General features: G+C 60.1%; 15 protein-coding genes. 4 read left to right on the top strand and 11 right to left on the bottom strand.

Going from position 1 to position 15,839, the window contains the following annotated elements:
• The first annotated feature begins 6 nt into the window (after nt 1-6).
• Nucleotides 7-579: a nucleoside 2-deoxyribosyltransferase gene (locus ACMGE0_RS17405; RefSeq protein ID WP_436817129.1), complete on the top strand. Its 573-nt coding sequence runs from the start codon at nt 7-9 to the stop codon at nt 577-579.
• 77 nt (nt 580-656) lie between these two features.
• On the opposite strand, the gene ACMGE0_RS17400 is transcribed toward ACMGE0_RS17405, so the two are convergent.
• Nucleotides 657-1,736, bottom strand: coding sequence for a mandelate racemase/muconate lactonizing enzyme family protein (locus ACMGE0_RS17400; protein WP_436817128.1), 1,080 nt, complete (start codon nt 1,734-1,736; stop codon nt 657-659).
• Between the two features lie 6 nt (nt 1,737-1,742).
• Nucleotides 1,743-2,558 (bottom strand): NAD-dependent epimerase/dehydratase family protein, encoded by an 816-nt coding sequence (locus ACMGE0_RS17395; protein WP_436817127.1) that lies wholly within the window; start codon nt 2,556-2,558, stop codon nt 1,743-1,745.
• A gap of 255 nt (nt 2,559-2,813) precedes the next feature.
• Here ACMGE0_RS17395 and ACMGE0_RS17390 point away from each other — a divergent pair, with 255 nt between their 5' ends.
• Nucleotides 2,814-4,400, top strand: a complete 1,587-nt coding sequence (locus ACMGE0_RS17390) for an ABC transporter substrate-binding protein (RefSeq protein WP_436817213.1) — start codon at nt 2,814-2,816, stop codon at nt 4,398-4,400.
• Nucleotides 4,401-4,554: 154 nt separating this feature from the next.
• On the opposite strand, the gene kdgD is transcribed toward ACMGE0_RS17390, so the two are convergent.
• Both kdgD and ACMGE0_RS17380 read right to left on the bottom strand, forming a co-directional pair.
• Complete coding sequence (gene kdgD / locus ACMGE0_RS17385; RefSeq protein ID WP_436817212.1) at nt 4,555-5,487, bottom strand: 5-dehydro-4-deoxyglucarate dehydratase; 933 nt, start codon at nt 5,485-5,487, stop codon at nt 4,555-4,557.
• Between the two features lie 92 nt (nt 5,488-5,579).
• A complete protein-coding gene (locus ACMGE0_RS17380) occupies nt 5,580-6,239 on the bottom strand; it encodes a FadR/GntR family transcriptional regulator (RefSeq protein ID WP_436817211.1) in 660 nt (219 codons plus the stop codon).
• A 258-nt stretch (nt 6,240-6,497) separates the two neighbouring features.
• Here ACMGE0_RS17380 and ACMGE0_RS17375 point away from each other — a divergent pair, with 258 nt between their 5' ends.
• The gene (locus ACMGE0_RS17375; protein ID WP_436817126.1) at nt 6,498-7,298 is read left to right on the top strand and encodes an NAD-dependent epimerase/dehydratase family protein; all 801 of its coding nucleotides are present in this window, start codon (nt 6,498-6,500) and stop codon (nt 7,296-7,298) included.
• A gap of 115 nt (nt 7,299-7,413) precedes the next feature.
• On the top strand, nt 7,414-8,562 hold the full coding sequence (locus ACMGE0_RS17370; RefSeq protein ID WP_436817125.1) for a mandelate racemase family protein: 1,149 nt from the start codon (nt 7,414-7,416) through the stop codon (nt 8,560-8,562).
• Nucleotides 8,563-8,585: 23 nt separating this feature from the next.
• Here ACMGE0_RS17370 and ACMGE0_RS17365 read toward each other — a convergent pair whose 3' ends face one another.
• The 7 genes from ACMGE0_RS17365 to ACMGE0_RS17335 form a co-directional block, all read right to left on the bottom strand.
• The gene (locus tag ACMGE0_RS17365) at nt 8,586-9,641 is read right to left on the bottom strand and encodes a dienelactone hydrolase family protein (protein ID WP_436817124.1); all 1,056 of its coding nucleotides are present in this window, start codon (nt 9,639-9,641) and stop codon (nt 8,586-8,588) included.
• Complete coding sequence (locus ACMGE0_RS17360; RefSeq protein ID WP_436817123.1) at nt 9,638-10,387, bottom strand: FadR/GntR family transcriptional regulator; 750 nt, start codon at nt 10,385-10,387, stop codon at nt 9,638-9,640. The genes ACMGE0_RS17365 and ACMGE0_RS17360 overlap by 4 nt, the downstream gene beginning before the upstream one ends.
• A 32-nt stretch (nt 10,388-10,419) precedes the next feature.
• On the bottom strand, nt 10,420-11,178 hold the full coding sequence (locus ACMGE0_RS17355) for an ABC transporter ATP-binding protein (RefSeq protein WP_436817122.1): 759 nt from the start codon (nt 11,176-11,178) through the stop codon (nt 10,420-10,422).
• On the bottom strand, nt 11,175-12,017 hold the full coding sequence (locus ACMGE0_RS17350; RefSeq protein WP_436817121.1) for an ABC transporter ATP-binding protein: 843 nt from the start codon (nt 12,015-12,017) through the stop codon (nt 11,175-11,177). Before ACMGE0_RS17350 ends, ACMGE0_RS17355 begins: the two co-directional genes overlap by 4 nt.
• Before the next feature lie 11 nt (nt 12,018-12,028).
• Nucleotides 12,029-12,868: an ABC transporter permease gene (locus ACMGE0_RS17345; RefSeq protein ID WP_436817210.1), complete on the bottom strand. Its 840-nt coding sequence runs from the start codon at nt 12,866-12,868 to the stop codon at nt 12,029-12,031.
• Nucleotides 12,869-12,935: 67 nt separating this feature from the next.
• Complete coding sequence (locus ACMGE0_RS17340; RefSeq protein ID WP_436817120.1) at nt 12,936-13,952, bottom strand: ABC transporter permease; 1,017 nt, start codon at nt 13,950-13,952, stop codon at nt 12,936-12,938.
• Between the two features lie 61 nt (nt 13,953-14,013).
• Nucleotides 14,014-15,621, bottom strand: a complete 1,608-nt coding sequence (locus ACMGE0_RS17335; protein ID WP_436817119.1) for an ABC transporter substrate-binding protein — start codon at nt 15,619-15,621, stop codon at nt 14,014-14,016.
• Nucleotides 15,622-15,839: the final 218 nt, after the last annotated feature.

The raw sequence follows: 15,839 nt of genomic DNA, 5'->3' as shown, positions 1-15,839 counted from the left end.
ACCCAAATGCCGACCATCTATCTTGCCGGTCCGGAAGTGTTTCTCCCGGATGCCAGAGCGATCATGGGCGAAAAACGCCAGCTCGCCCGTAGTTTCGGTTTCGAGCCGACCGGTCCGGGAAGCGACGAGAACCAGGCGCCGGTCGCGCGATTGACCGCGGATGCGATCTACCGGCGCAATGAAGATGCGATGCGGCGCGCGGATGTCTGCCTTGCCAACATCACGCCGTTTCGGGGGATCAGCGCCGATCCGGGCACAGTCTATGAGATCGGCTTCATGATCGCGCTCGGCAAGAAAGTCTGGGCCTATACCAACCACCCGGATGATTACGGCAGCCGCGTGCGGTCGATCTGGTATGCGGGGCTCGACATCGATGAGAGCAGCGGCCGTCCGCGCGGGCCTGACGGCATGGCAATCGAAAATCATGGCAAGGCCGATAATCTGATGATCGATTTGGGCATCGAGGCTATCGGTGGGCGCGTCATCCGGGCTTCGACGTTACCAGCCGATCCGGCCCGGGATCTGGCGATCTTCGCCGATGCGTTGCGGCAGCTCGCGACCACGGGGCAGCGGCAATAGCCCCGGATTGCTCGCGTTGCGAGACATAAGCGGGGCAAGCTTTTGTTTTTATCTCGCAGTTACCTGAGCGCCATCGCCTAAATCACATACCGGTCAATTGCGCTTCTATCGAGAGCAATTCCCCAGCCTGGCCGATCGGGAACGACGGCTTCGCCGTTCCGTAGTTCGATCTTCTCTTCATAGAGCGGTGCGAACCACTCCAGATACTCGAGGGAGTGGGCGGTGGGCACATGCGCCAGCAGTTGCAGGCTCATCTCCGGAAAAAGGTGGGAGGATATCGGCAGGTCGAAGCTTGCGGCGAGAGCGCCGACGCGCGCGAATTCGGTGACGCCGCCGACCCTCTGCAGGTCGGGCATCAGGATCGAGGCCGCACCCGTTTCGATCATCCGCCGGAAACCGTAGCGGGTATATTCGTTTTCCCCCGAGGCGATCGGCATTTTCAGGGCCTTCGCCACCTTGGCGGAATCCTCCAGTGCATGGGCCGGGACCGGCTCCTCGAACCAGGCGATATCGTAAGGCGCCAACGCATGGCCAAGCTTGATCGCCTCGTCGGCGCTGAGCACCTGATTGGCATCGACCATCAAAGCAATATCGCCGCCTATTGCCGTTCGCACTGCCTTTACGCGCGGGATATCTATCTCGATCTTTCCGGCAAGACGCAGCTTCATCGCTTTGAAGCCTTGCGCGACGAAACCTTCGGCCTGTCGAACCAGAGAAGGAATATCCTGCGTCAGCCACAGGCCGCCGCTCGCATAGGCTGGAATGTGCTCCCGGCATCTGCCGAGCAGTCTGGAGATAGAGAGGTCGGCACGCCGGCCCTTCATATCCCACATGGCACCGTCGATCGCCGAGATACCCATGATCGAGACGCCGGTAAAGCCGATGAAATTAATCCGGCGCCAGGCATCGGCCCAGAAGGCGCCCGTATCGTCGGGATCGCGTCCGATCACCGCATCGCGCAAGACATGAACCATGGCGTCCAGCAGCTTCAGCTGCTCCGGCCGGATGGTGAAGATCAGGTTTTCTCCCCGCAAACCCTCATCGGTGATGAGATCGACCACCAGACAGGAGAATTCGTGAATGGTCGCGGTCGCGTTGCCGAGCGGTTCGGCAAGCGGCAGGCTGACGGCAGTCGTGCGCAGATCGGTGATTTTCATGGATGGTTACCGGTTCGGGGAACGGGGAGGCTCGGTGTAGATGGGATCCTCGACGAAGCCGCCGCCCTGCCACACGGCCTGGGAGGAATCCTTTTGCGGGACGCCCGGATCGCGTTCGAGTTCGGCCCGATAGATTTCCGCGCTGTCCTTCGGAACCCAGCCGAGATAGGTGGACGCGGAATTGTCCCACCATTTCGGCTGATTGTCGGAAACGCCCCAGATTGTCGGGCAGCCGAGGTAAGGCACCTTGAACACGCGCTCGGCAAGCGATGCCATATCGTCGAAGCTCAGCCAGATCGACAACATGCGCACCGTCGTCGGTTTCGGCCAGCAGGCCCCGATGCGGACGATCGCCGTCTCTTGGCCGAATTTGTGGAAATACATGTGCGCCAAGCCTTCGCCGAAACATTTCGAGGCGCCATAGAGCCCGTCCGGCTTCGTCGGCCGGTCGATGCCGATGAACTGGTCCTGCCGATAGAACCCTACTGTATGATTGCTGCTCGCAAAGAGGATGCGCGGTTTTCCGTGGCTTCGCGCTGCCTCGTACAGATTGTGGAGTCCGCGAATATTGCTGTCGAGGATGCTGGAAAACGTATTCTCGGAGGGAATGCCGCCGAAATGCAGAATACCGTCGCATCCCTCAACCATCTGCCTGACCCTGTCAGCATCCGCCAGATCGCAAGGAAAGGCTTCCTCGTTGGAGCAGACCTCTCCAAGATCGGCAATATCGGAGATGCGGATGACTTCGGCCAAATGGCCCAGCCTCTGGCGCATGGCCTTGCCCATGTTGCCGGCTGCCCCGGTAATCAGAAGCCGTTTCATCCCGATTCCTCCTCGATATGGCGGCAATTTAGAGGCCTACCCGAGTACCCGTCAACTTATAATATGACAAGGATCCTGAAATACGACGATGATGAAGCGGCAGCCGCTCCGGACCGATCTGGGGAAACTCAAATTTCGATCGTTATCGACGTCTATATTGACGAATGCCTCCATTTTAGTCTTCATACAAGACTGTAGCTCATGTGACGTCATACCCGAAATGAGCACCCAAATGGAGGAACCCCTATGAAATGGATGAAGCATGTGGCTCTCGCCGCAGCGCTAACGCTATCTGCGCCTATTGTGGCTTTGGCGGATACGCCACCTGACCAGCTTGTGGTCGGCTTGAGCATGAACAATATCCTGACGCTCGATCCGGCGGCGATCTCGGGACGAGAGGCGACCGGTGTCATCGCCAATCTTTACGACACGCTGGTCGAACTCGATCCGGTGGACAAGACGAAGGTCAATCCCGGTCTCGCAAGCGCATGGACCATTGCGGACGACGGCGCTGTCACCTTCACCCTCAGGGAAGGCGCAAAATTCACGTCGGGCAATCCCGTGACGGCGGAAGACGTCGTCTGGTCGATCAAGCGCAATATCAGCCTCGGCCTCGTTGGCGCGGGCGTCTGGTCGTCCTTCGGCTACAAGGCCAACAATATCGATCAGTTCCTGAGTGCGGACGGCGATCAGATCACCATCAGGCCGGCCCAGCCCACCGATCCCCAATTGACGCTCGCCATCTTCGGCAAGCCGGATGCAAGCGCCGTCATCGACAAGAAGACGGCGCTCAGCCATGAAACCAATGGCGATCAGGCAGCCGCCTGGCTGAAGATCAACGCCGCCGGCTCCGGAGCGTTCAGTCTGACGCGCTGGTCGTCCAACGAAATGCTCATCCTGACCCGTTCCGACGACTACTGGGGCGAGAAGCCGCAAATGAAGCGGGTGATCTACCGGCACATGCCGGAATCGCAGACCAAGCGGCTGATGCTGGAAAAAGGCGATATCGATGTGGCGATCGGCTTGTCCGTGCCGGATATCGCGGCACTCAGCAAGAACCCCGAAGTCGAGGTTCAGAGGACGCCAAGCTCCGGCTTTTATTTCCTTGCCGTGAGCATGAAGGATGAGCGCTTCAAGAATCCGGATGTCCGTCTCGCGATCCGTTATCTGATCGATTATGAGGGTATCAACAAGGTGATCATGCCGAACTATGGCACGAAGCGCCTGCGTCCGGTCGCCGAAGGCGTCATCGGCAGCCTGCCCGATCCGGATTACAAGGTCGATGTGGCCAAAGCCAAGGAGCTCCTTGCCAGGGCCGGCTATCCCAACGGCTTTTCGGTCAGGCTTCTGACGCTCAACGAACCGCCCTTCGCCGATGCCGCCACGGCGATCCAGGCCACGCTCGCCCAGGCCGGCATCAAGGCTGAAATCGTGCAGGGCGCCGGCGACCAGATCTATGGTCCGATGCGTGAGCGCAAGTTCGAGATGATCGTCGGCCGTGGCGGCGGCGGGCAGGAGCCGCATCCGCATTCCAACCTTCGCGCGCTCGTCATCAACCCGAACAATGCCGATGATGCGAAGCTGAGCGGCATCATCGGATGGCGTACGTCCTTCTACGACGAGCAACTGAACGACATGTCCGCGAAGGCGCTTGTCGAGCGCGATCATGACAAGCAGAAGGCGATGTATGAGGACATTCAGACGCGCTACGAGGAACTCGTTCCCGCGCTGCAGCCGATTTCGGCTGTCATCGACAGCGTCGTCTATCGTGCGGATGTCAGGGGCTACCAGAACCATTACGGCTGGACCGTCCGCCTGCGCAGCGTGTCCAAGCAGCGCTGATCGGAGCCACTGAAAAGTCCTCCCAGGACGAACCGCCCGCGACCACGGTTGCGGGCGGTTTCATTTGCATCATCCGCAGAATGACATGGGAGCATGAAAAAGCCGGCAGGTCGAACCTGCCGGCTGATGCTCCCGGGAGAGGGGAGGAGGACGCTTATTCAGCCGCCTGCGACCCGAGAGCGTTGTCGCGATAAGGCCCGCAAAGAGCCTCCAGCATCTTGACTTCTTCGGCCGTCAGATCGGTCAGGGGGGCGCGAACCGGGCCTGCATCGAAGCCCATCAACCGGACGCCTGCCTTGATGGCGGAGACGGCGTAGCCTTTCTGGCGATTGCGGATTTCCATGAAGGGATAGAAGAAGTCGATCAGGATCCGGTTGGTGGCTGCCGTGTCCCCTGCACGGAGCGCCTTGTAGAACTTCTGGGCAAGCGCCGGGACGAAGTTGAAGACGGCGGACGAATAGGTCGTCACCCCGGCACCCAGATAGGCATCGGCGAAGAGTTCGGCTGTCGGCATACCGCCGAGATAGGTGAGGCGGTCGCCCATCACTGCGGTGATCTTGCGCACGAGGCCGATATCGCCCGAGCCGTCCTTGAAGCCGACCAGATTGGGGCATGCGTCGCAAAGCCGCGCGAGCGTCTCGGCCGTAAGGATCGAATTGTCGCGATTATAAACCATGACCCCGATGCCGACCGATTGGCAAACGGTCTTGATGTGCTGGTAAAGCCCTTCCTGGCTGGCATCCATCAGGTAATGCGGCAGCAAAAGCAGGCCGTCTGCTCCGGCCTTTTCCGCGGATTGGGCAATCGACACCGCGATGCGGGTGCCATAGCCGCAGCCCGACACGATCGGCGTCTTGCCGGCAGAAGCCTTGGCTGCCGCGATGATTTCCGGAATTTCCGCCGGTTCGAGCGAAAAGAATTCGCCCGTGCCGCCCGCGGCAAAGAGAACCGAAGCGTCAAAGCCTGCCAGCCAGCCGACATGGTGCTCATAGGCCTTGCGGTTGAAGAGGCTATCCTTGCCGAAAGGAGTCACGGGGAAAGACAGCAGGCCAGCGCCGAGCGCGTGCTTCAGTTCATTTGGATCCATAGACATGGGGTCCCTCCAGGTTGATTTGCCCGGAGGATATCTAATCATATTATGACAGTCAATACTTGTATTATCTCTTGACGGCAAAGTTCTCACGAACGCCGTATCAGCGCACGATATCGTTGCTGGCTTCCTTTGAGATGCGTCCGCATCGCATCGCGCGCAGCCGAATCATCCCCGTCGGCAATCGCCCTGGCGATAAGCGCATGCTCCCTCTGGATCTGCGACAGATAGTCCGGGGGCGAGATATCGACGTCTTCCTCCTGCAGAAGCGAGCGTGGAATCATCTGCTGTCCTATGGCTTCCAACAGCTCCCGGAAGCGAGGGTTATTGGTGGAGTCGGCAATCGCGAGATGGAAGGCGCGGTCGCTCTCTACCGTCGACAAACCAGCCGCGATCTGTCGGTTCATCGTGTCGAGACACTCGAAGATCAACTCCTGCTGCGCTGGGGAGGAACGGCTTGCCGCCAGGCCGGCGGCTTCTATCTCGATCGCTGCGCGGACCTCGAGCATCTCTATAATGGACGAGACGCGATTGGAATCGACGCTGCGAAATCCCTTTTGAAGGCCGGACTGGGGAGCCAGTACGAACACGCCGACGCCGTGCCGGACTTCGACGAGGCCATCCGCGCGAAGAGAGGCGATCGCTTCGCGAATGACCGTACGGCTGACCTGATGTTGCTGTGTCAGGCCACTTTCGCTGGGAAGCTTGTCTCCGGGCTTGAGATCACCCCTTGCGATTGCGCTGCGCAAACGTTGCCCGACCGTCTCGACAAGGTTGCGTCCCTTGCGTGCAGGCGCTTCCAAGGTCGTGTGATCTGATCTTTTCAAAATAAGGTTGCTCCGGCCTTCGTGTTGGCGTTCCTAAAGGCGTAAGATGATGCACTTTTGTCAAGAAGCGACCAACAAATTCATTGACGCTCATGGCTTGCCTTATAGTATGAGAGCGGATACGAGATATGATAACATTATGGCTCATCGGGTTATCGCCCGATCGTCAACGAGGGTAGGATGCTCAAGAAAGTTCTGTTGACCGGTGCTGCGGGCGGCGTCGGACGTGCCATTCGTCCGATGCTTGGAGAGATCGCCGAACAGGTCGTGATTTCGGATATCAGCGAGATTGCCGACATAGGCCAGAAGGAAACCTTCGTCCGCTGCGACCTTGCCGATGCCACGGGTGTGGCGAAGCTGGTCGAAGGCGTCGATGGCATCATCCATCTCGGCGGGGTTTCCGTCGAAAGGAAATTCGACCTCATTCTCCAGGGCAATATCGTTGGCCTCTATAATCTTTATGAGGCGGCGCGCCATAACGGCATGCCGCGCATCGTCTTTGCAAGCTCCAACCATGTGGTCGGCTATTACCGGCGCGACGAGCGGCTCGACAATGCGGTGGTTCCGAAGCCGGATTCCCTTTACGGCGCCTCCAAGGTTTTTGGTGAAGCGATCGCCAGCCTCTATTTCGAGAAATTCGGCCAGGAGACCCTCTCGGTTCGGATCGGTTCGTGCTTCGAAAAGCCGGCCAACACGCGGATGTTGGCAACCTGGTTGAGCTACCGCGATTTCTTCGCTCTTTGCCAACGGGCTTTCGCTGCGCCGAGGATCGGCCACACCATCGTCTACGGCGCATCGGCCAATGACGAGCAATGGTGGGACAACCGCAATGCAGCTTTCCTGGGATGGAAGCCGCAGGACAGTTCGGTGCAATGGCGGGTCGAAGTCGAAGCCGCGGCTGGTAAGGAGGATCCTACGGATCCGGCCGTGATCTATCAAGGAGGCGCCTTCGCCTCGGCCGGCCACCCGGACGACAACTGATCGGCTGAACTTCGCCGCCATTGCAGAGACGGATCAGACGCGACCGTCCGGTGGTTCGAAGTCATTTTGCGAATTGGCGGAGATTCTCCTCTCCGCTCCTGACAGGAGGAATTTTGTGAAGATCGTAGACGTCAATGTGAGGGTCTTTTCCCACACCACTCGCCGTCACCAGGACACGGCCGGCCATGCGCACCCCGGTCCGCCGCACAAGATCCATCTGGCGCTGCTGACGATCGTCGACGATGATGGTGCCGAAGGCTACTGCTTCGCGCCGCCGGAGATCGTGCGGCCGCATGTCATCGACAAGTTCGTCAAGAAGGTGCTGATCGGCGAGGACCCATTCGCGCGCGAAAGGCTGTGGCAGGATCTTGCCCATTGGCAGCGCGGCAGTGCCGCCCAACTCACCGACCGTACCCTCGCCATCGTCGATTGCGCGCTTTGGGATTTAGCGGGCCGCAAGCTTAACATGCCCGTCCACAAGTTGATCGGCAGCTACCGCGAGAAGATCCCGGCCTACGGCTCGATCATGTGCGGCGACGAACTGGAAGGTGGCCTTGCGACACCGGAGGACTATGGCCGTTTTGCCGAGAAACTGGTGAAACGCGGCTATAAGGGCATCAAGCTGCATACCTGGATGCCGCCGGTCTCCTGGGCGCCTGACGTCAAGATGGACCTGAAGGCCTGCGCCGCCGTTCGTGAAGCGGTTGGCCCCGACATCCATCTGATGATCGACGCCTTCCACTGGTACACGCGCACCGAAGCGCTGGAACTCGGCAAGGGGCTGGAAAAGCTCGGTTTCGACTGGATCGAGGAACCGATGGACGAACAGAGTTCGGCATCCTATGCCTGGCTCGCAGAAAACCTCGATATCCCGGTCCTTGGCCCGGAAAGCGCCCACGGCAAGCATTTCAACCGTGCGGAATGGATCACCTCCAAGGCCTGCGACATCCTTCGGACCGGCGTACACGACGTCGGTGGCATCAGCCCGGCGATGAAGTGCATGCATCTGGCCGAGTCCTTCGGCATGAACTGCGAAATCCATGGAAATGGCGCACCGAACCTGATCGTCGCGGCCTGCACCAAGAATGCCAAGTGGTACGAGCGCGGCCTGCTGCACCCGTTCCTCGAATATGACGACGGCTTCGAATATATGAACGCGCTGGTCGATCCGATGGACGAAGATGGCTTCGTGCACATCTCCGACAAGCCGGGCATGGGTGAAGACATCAACTTCGATTTCATCAACGCCAATCTCGTCGGCTGAAAAGCCGGCGAGGGCGATCGAAATCAGATTACGCGATCGAGCCACTCGATTGCGTAATCCTGTTGGTCGATCGGGAAGCGGTGAGCATCCGGCCAGAGCTGCGTTTCAATTCGGTCGAAAGCACCCGCTGCACTCCAGATATCCTGAAGTTGATGGTAGGCTTCCGTGGCGACGAGCTCGGGAAAATGCCGGTCCTGCCTGCCGCTGAAGATCAAGGCAGGTTTAGGCGCAGCCAGCCCGGCAAAATGCGGATAATCCAGCTTTCCGGCAATCGGCGGGTGCAACATGCAGAAAGCGGATTGACCGCGAAGCTGGTTGTTGCCCGGCTGCATGAGGCCCGCGAGTGTTCCCATCCAGCCGCCTGCAACACAGGCTTTCACGTCGTCCGAGAGGGCGGCCGTCTGCCAGGCTCGCGATCCGCCCATCGAATAGCCAAAACTTGCCACCCGGCCGGCATCGATGCCGGGGAGCTGACGAAGCCAGGCCATTGCCTCAAGATCTTCGAGCAGGATGACAGAGGCGAGGGAAACGCCGAACTGCATGAGGTTTGCGGCCAAGGCCTGCTGCGCCTCATAACCGTTGCCCCTGCGGCTGCCCCAGCCGAGCGCATCGGCGCAGAGGACAGTGTAGCCGCGCCGGGCAAGCTCGTTGCCCACATGGCGCCCGCCATAGAGCCTGGCGGTCCATTGTTCGACGTCGGCGGCGATCTCGGCCTCTTCTCCCGGGCGGCGGATCATCTTCTCCTTGCCGATCGAAAAGAGCGAGCCGTGGTCGTGCAGCAGAAGGGCGGCAGGTGTCGGAGCATCCGTGGCCGGACGCAAGAGATAAGCCCCTGTCGTCTCGCCGTTCGAGAAGCGGAGTTCGAGTTCCTGCCCGACACAAGCATCCTGCGTCCATTCGCCAATGACCGACGCGCCGGCGGGTGCGATCCGCTCGACACCGAGAGCCTCCCGCACCTTTTTTCGCGTGCGTTCCTTCCAGTCCGGAAAGCTCTCGGCCGCGGGGTCAAAATTCCAGGCGAAGGAGAGATTGTCACGCAACCTCACGGCCAGGCCGGCCATGTTTTCGCTATCGATCATTGGTGACGCCGCAATCTGTCGAGCATTCGATCGCGGCTGTTGCCCAGGTGGTTGCGCATGGCTGCACGCGCGCCTTCGGCATCACGGATTTCTATTGCACGGAAGACGGCGCGATGCTCCTCATTGACGCGTGCGAGATTTGCGGAGAAGGTCGCGTCGCTGACCGTATCGGGTTGAAGCCGCATGCGAGGCATCAGGGTTTCGCCAATATAGTTGAATATCCGGTAGAAGTGCTCGTTCTGGCTCGCGGTCGCAACGGCACAATGAAACTCGAAATCGGCTTGCGTGCTTCTGCTCGCATGACGGATTGCGGTATCCATCGCCGCGCAGGCGGCGCTCATAGCCTCGATGTCGGCCTGGGTTCGCCTCTCGGCGGCGAGCGCCGCCGCCTCGGATTCGATGCCGATGCGCAACTCAAGGCCCTTGACCAGGTTTTCGACCACCATCAGGCTTTCGTCGCTCAGCCGGAAGGGAGGTACGCCGGCGTCCTGCCGAACGAAAACGCCGATCCCGTGGTGGATGGAGACGAGGCCGCTTGCCCTGAGATTGGCTATCGCCTCGCGAACGACCGTCCTGCTGACACCCAATTCATCGATCAGAGCCTTTTCGGTGGGGAGTTTCGATCCGCGCGGATATTCACCCAGCTTGATACGCTCGGCGATCATGCGCACCACCTGCGCGCTCAGAGTTTCCCGGCGGCTCCAGGTAGAGGACGGCAAAACGGATTTTCCGGCTTCCGCTGTCATAAGGCACCTCCCTGCTGTCGCTGTCGGGATTTTCAGACGGCGTGATCGTATTCCAGGCTAGCCTGGATCAGTTCCCGGGCATAGGGATCCTTGGCCTCGCCGGTCGCCAGCACGTCACGGCTCATCACCTCCACCAGGCGACCGTGCTGCATGACGGCAAGCCGTTCGCACATATGGTCGATCACGGCGAGATCATGCGAGACGAAGAGGTAGGTGAGATTGCGCTTGGCGCGGAGGTCGGCAAGCAGATTGAGCACTTCCGCCTGCACGGAGACATCGAGCGCCGAGGTCGGCTCGTCGAGGAGAAGGATACGAGGTTCGAGGATAAGCGCACGTGCGATGGCGACGCGTTGCCGCTGGCCGCCCGAAAGCTCATGCGGATAGCGCGACAGGAAAGCGGGATTGAGACCCACGTCGACCAGCGCCCGCTCCATGCGCTCCAGCTGCCGATCCATGCGGTGGATCCGCAGCGGCTCCTGCAGCGCGGTGCGGATCGACTGGCGGGGATGGAGCGAACCGTAGGGATCCTGAAAGACCATCTGCACCATCCGGCAATATTCGGCGAAGGGCATGTCCGTGACCGAACGCCCCTCGAGCGCGATATTGCCTTCCCACAGGTTCAAAAGGCGGGCGATACAGCGCAGGACGGTGGATTTGCCGGAACCCGATTCACCGACCAGCCCGAAGGATTCACCGGCCTCCACCGAAAAGCAGACATCGCCGAGAATGCGTTTCTTAGCGGCGCCGTAGCCGAGATCGATCGACAGATTGCGGACGTCGATGGCATTCATGCGCGCACCTCTTTGATGTCACGGTTCAGGACCGGAAGCGGCTTGCGGCTGCCGCCGATATGCGGCTGGGCGGCGAGAAGACCCTTTGTATAGGGATGAGTACAGTTCTTCATGTCGCGGGCTGCCCGTTCCTCGACGACTTCGCCCGAGCGCATGACCAGCACGCGATCGCAGAAATTGCGCACGAGATTGAGGTCGTGGCTGATCATGATGAGGCCGATGCCCTTGTTGGTCACGAGCTCGTTCAGGATGTTCAGCACCTGCATGCGCACGGTGACGTCGAGCGCCGAAGTCGGTTCGTCGGCAATGATGATCTGCGGTTCCGGGATCAGCATCATCGCGATCATGATGCGCTGGCCCATCCCGCCGGATACTTCGTGCGGATAAAGGCCAAAGACCCGTTCCGGATCGCGGATCTTCACGGCCTCCAGCATTTCGAGCGTCTTCTGCCTGGCCGCATGGCCGGACGCCCTGGTATGGACGCGGTAGGCCTCGGCGATCTGGTCGCCGACCCGGTGGACGGGATTGAGCGAGAATTTCGGGTCCTGAAGGATCATCGAGATGCGTCGTCCGCGGATCGCGAGCATCTGCCTTTCGCTGGCGGCAAGAAGATCCGTGCCGCCGAAATCCATCCGCGTCGCTTCGATCCTGGCGGTCGGCAGGAGTTTTAAAAGCGCGCGGCCGATGGTCGATTTGCCGGAGCCGGATTCGCCGACGATGCCGAGCCGTTCGCGGCCAAGATCGAACGAGACGCCTTTGACGACCGTATTGTAGGTCTTGCCGCTGCGATAGCTGACCTTGAGATTTTCGACCCGGAGAAGAGCTTCCTGAGTGTTCATGGGGGCAGATCCTAACGCTGTTTCGGGTCGAGCGCGTCGCGCAGGCCATCGCCGAGCAGGTTGAACGCAAGGCTGACGAGGAGGATGGCCCCGCCGGGGAAGGCGACGAGCCACCAATTATCCAGCATGTAACGCCGGCCGGTGGCGATCATCGCGCCCCATTCGGGAAGCGGCGGTTGAGCGCCGAGCCCAAGGAAGCCGAGGCCTGCCGCCGTCAGGATGACGGTCGCCATGCTGAGCGTGACGCGGACCAGAACCGAGGGAAGGCACATCGGCATGATGGATTTCACAATGATGCGAAGCGGCGAGGCGCCCTGCATGCGCGAGGCCGATATGTAGTCGGCGCCCCGGAACGTAAGGGTTTCGGCGCGCGCCAGACGGGCAATCGGCGGCCAGGCGGTGAGCCCGATAGCGATGATCGCGTTTTCAAGGCCGGCGCCGAGCGCCGCCACGAAGGCCAGCGACAGGATAAGGCTCGGAAACGACAGGAATATATCCGTGATGCGCATCATGATCGTGTCGTACCAGCCGCCGAAATAACCGGCCGTCGTCCCAACGATCAGGCCGATCGGCCCTACGATGACGGAGACGATGGTGATGATCGTCAGACTGATGCGGGTACCGTAAATGATGCGGCTCAGGATATCACGGCCGAGTTCGTCGGTCCCGAACCAGTGCGCCCCACTTGGCGGCTGCAGCGTGTTGCCGAGATCGACGATGTTCGGATCGTAGGGAGCGATGAGCGGTGCCACGATCGCCGTCAATAGAAGGATGGTGATGACGACGAGGCCGAAACCGGAAGACGGATTGCCGAGCAGTTCACGGATGACCGCGAGCAGCCGGCGGAGCATCGAGTTTTGACCGGAGCGAGAACCGTGCATGGCGGTGTCCTGCATATCGAGAGAATTTGCTGTCATGTCACCGCGTCCTCGGATCGAAGATCTTGTAAAGCGCGTCGGAGAGAAGGTTGAGCGCGATGAAGATGATGCCGACGAGAAGCACGCAGGTCATCACCGCATTCATATCGCCGATCAGCATGTTGTTGGTGATGTATTGACCGAAGCCGGGCCAGGAAAACACCGTCTCGATGAGGACGGCGCCTTCGAGCAGGCTTCCGTAAGCAAGTGCTACGATCGTCACGAGCTGCACGCGGATATTGGCGAAGGCGTGATGCCAGATCGTACGCCCCTTGGAGAGGCCCTTCACACGAGCGGTGGTGATGTATTCCTGGTTCAGCTGATCCAGCATGAAGCTGCGCGTCATGCGGGTGATATAGGCCATCGACGAATAACCGAGGATGCTGGCTGGCAGCAGCAGATGGTTGACCGCATCCCAAAAGACCTCCCAGTCGCCGGCAAGGATGGAGTCGATCAGCAGGAAGCCGGTCGTATCCGGCACGAGACCGATATAATAATCGGAGATGCGACCGCCGCCGCCGACCAGATCGAGGACGGCATAGAAGACGATGAGGCCGATCATGCCGGTCCAGAAGATCGGCATCGAATGTCCGATCAGGGTCAGGAAGCGGATGACGTGGTCGATCGGCCTGTTGCGGCGGACGGCGGCGAGGATGCCGAGAGGAATGCCAAGGCCGGCGCCGACGATGATGGCGAAAGTGGCAAGCTCGATCGTCGCGGGCATGACATGCAGGATGTCGTTGATGACCGGCTGTCCCGTGCGGATCGAGGTCCCGAAATCGCCGTGCAACAGGTCGTTCATATACCGGAAGAACTGCTGGTAGAGAGGAAGATTGGCGCCTATCCGCTCCGCGACCATATCATAGGTGGCCTGATCGGCCTCCTCGCCGACGATGGCCCGCACCGGATCGACCGGCATAAGCCGTCCGATGCAGAAGGTCAGGATCAAAAGGCCGACAAGCGTTGCCAATATGGTGCCTGCCTGCCTTGTGAATGCGGTAAGACGCTCGTTATTCATGGGGGTTCCTCGGTATCGTATGCGTGCCGGGCTGCAGCACGGCACGCGCGGCGGCCGATCGTTATCGGTCCTTCGTCACCGTACGGAGCTGTGTCGACCAGGACGGATTGAGTTGCAGACCATTGATGTCGGCGCGATAGGCGACGCTGTCGACGACCTCGGAGAACGGTTGGATGGCCGGCACCATGTCCGCGTAGTAGACTTGGATATCCTCGTAGTCCTCGGTCTGTTTTTCCCTGTTGGTTTCGACCAGGGCGGCGTCGATCATCTTGTTGATCTTCTCGTCATAGAAGGATGTCCGCCAACCCTGGAAATTCGTCAGCTTCGCCTGATCGGAATTGTCGGGATTGTAGACGATGGCGCGAAGATTGGAATCCGGATGCGGCAGCTGTCCGCCACCCCCACGGCCCACGAGGAGCTCGTACTTGCGTTCGCGCATGGCTCCGTAGATCTGGTCACCCGAGCCGGTGATGATCTCGGCCTTGATGCCGCCCTGGGCGAGCGTCGCCTGGATCGCCGTCGCGGCGTTCATGAAGGGGACGTCGGAGATCGCTCTCAGCGTCGTCGAAAAGCCGTCAGGGTAACCGGCTTCGGCCAAAAGAGCCTTGGCCTTCGCCACGTCGAGCTTGTACCCCGCGTTGGGGAGCGCGCCCAGAACGCCGGTTGCGATCGGCCGGTCGCGCAGCTTGCCGAAATAGGGAAGGACACTTTCATTGAGGCCCTGATAATCGATGAGGTAGCGCAGCGCCTCGCGAACCTTGGGGTTCTGGAATTTCTCGTCCTTCATCGAAACGGCGAGATAGTAGAAACCGCTGCCGCCATTGGTCTGGACGGTGACATCCTTGTTGTTTTCCAGCGCCTTGAGATCGGCGGCCGACAGCGAATAGGCGAGATCGATATCGCCCTTCTCGAGCATCAGGCGCTGGCTCTGGGATTCGGCCAGATGACGCATCATGATGCGGCGCATCGCCGGCTTCTCGCCCCAGTATTTCTCGTTCCGCTCCAGCGTTACGCGCTCGTTCGACTGCCATTGCGCCAGCGTGAAGGGGCCGGAGCCGGCCGAGTTATTGGTAAGCCATGCGGCTCCGAGGTCACCGTTCTTGTCGTGCTCCATGACGGCCTTGCTGTCGAGCACCGAGCCCGGGCCGACGATACCGAGCGTCTGGATGATGATCTGCGGATCGACCTTCTTCGGCAATCTGACGACGACGGTGTGCGGGTCGGGAGCGGTGAAGCTTGCATCGGCATTGGCGGCGGTGAAGCCGTGCGTTTTCAGGAACGACGCCTGCGCGAGATTGAGCTTCATCAAGCGTTTGAAGGACCAGATCACGTCCTCCGACGTGACGGGATTGCCGGATGCGAAAGTCGCATCGCTGCGCAGTTTGAAAGTGATCGCCGCGCTGTCGTCGCTGATGGTCCAGCTTTCAGCGAGTTGCGGATCGACCTGTGAGCGATTGACGGCATTCAGCGCCACAAGGTTGTCATATATGTTCGCAAGAACCTGTACGGTTTCCTTGCCGGTAATTGCCGCCGGGTCGAGCGTCAGGATGTTGTTCATCGAGAAGCCGACCACCAGCATGTTTGGCGGTGTTTCGGCGCTTGCAGGCTGGACGAGCAGCGTAGAGCTGGCCAAAATGGACGCAAAGAGTGTTGTCAAGAACGGCTTCATCAGCATTTCCTCCCAATGGCTGCCCAGGTCCTCACCGGCAGCAGAACGGTCCTCATCTGGCTGGATGAGATATGACGTCTTATAACGTATGTCAATTCGATGAAAGATCTTCGGCCCTAAAAAGCCGGGAGGACGGCGGGTGGAGAGGCTAGTCTGAGATGCGGTTGCATCGGGGCGGTTTTTGCCGGACCTTCGCTTTTCGACTGTTCCTTCAGCCA

The organism is Neorhizobium descurainiae (genome assembly GCF_051400715.1).
In the GTDB taxonomy this organism is placed as follows: Bacteria; Pseudomonadota; Alphaproteobacteria; order Rhizobiales; family Rhizobiaceae; genus Neorhizobium.
Note: the sequence above shows the minus strand (reverse complement) of the source record. Positions and strands in the feature narration are given on the sequence as shown.

Excerpts from the sequence above, each read along its gene's own strand:
- ACMGE0_RS17355 (WP_436817122.1), bottom strand. The coding sequence starts at position 11,178 with ATGAATGCCATCGACGTCCGCAATCTGTCGATCGATCTCGGCTACGGC.
- ACMGE0_RS17360 (WP_436817123.1), bottom strand. The coding sequence starts at position 10,387 with ATGACAGCGGAAGCCGGAAAATCCGTTTTGCCGTCCTCTACCTGGAGC.
- ACMGE0_RS17400 (WP_436817128.1), bottom strand. The coding sequence starts at position 1,736 with ATGAAAATCACCGATCTGCGCACGACTGCCGTCAGCCTGCCGCTTGCC.
- ACMGE0_RS17390 (WP_436817213.1), top strand. The coding sequence starts at position 2,814 with ATGAAGCATGTGGCTCTCGCCGCAGCGCTAACGCTATCTGCGCCTATT.
- ACMGE0_RS17350 (WP_436817121.1), bottom strand. The coding sequence starts at position 12,017 with ATGAACACTCAGGAAGCTCTTCTCCGGGTCGAAAATCTCAAGGTCAGC.
- ACMGE0_RS17340 (WP_436817120.1), bottom strand. The coding sequence starts at position 13,952 with ATGAATAACGAGCGTCTTACCGCATTCACAAGGCAGGCAGGCACCATA.
- ACMGE0_RS17335 (WP_436817119.1), bottom strand. The coding sequence starts at position 15,621 with ATGAAGCCGTTCTTGACAACACTCTTTGCGTCCATTTTGGCCAGCTCT.
- ACMGE0_RS17405 (WP_436817129.1), top strand. The coding sequence starts at position 7 with ATGCCGACCATCTATCTTGCCGGTCCGGAAGTGTTTCTCCCGGATGCC.
- kdgD (WP_436817212.1), bottom strand. The coding sequence starts at position 5,487 with ATGGATCCAAATGAACTGAAGCACGCGCTCGGCGCTGGCCTGCTGTCT.
- ACMGE0_RS17345 (WP_436817210.1), bottom strand. The coding sequence starts at position 12,868 with ATGCTCCGCCGGCTGCTCGCGGTCATCCGTGAACTGCTCGGCAATCCG.
- ACMGE0_RS17375 (WP_436817126.1), top strand. The coding sequence starts at position 6,498 with ATGCTCAAGAAAGTTCTGTTGACCGGTGCTGCGGGCGGCGTCGGACGT.
- ACMGE0_RS17365 (WP_436817124.1), bottom strand. The coding sequence starts at position 9,641 with ATGATCGATAGCGAAAACATGGCCGGCCTGGCCGTGAGGTTGCGTGAC.
- ACMGE0_RS17395 (WP_436817127.1), bottom strand. The coding sequence starts at position 2,558 with ATGAAACGGCTTCTGATTACCGGGGCAGCCGGCAACATGGGCAAGGCC.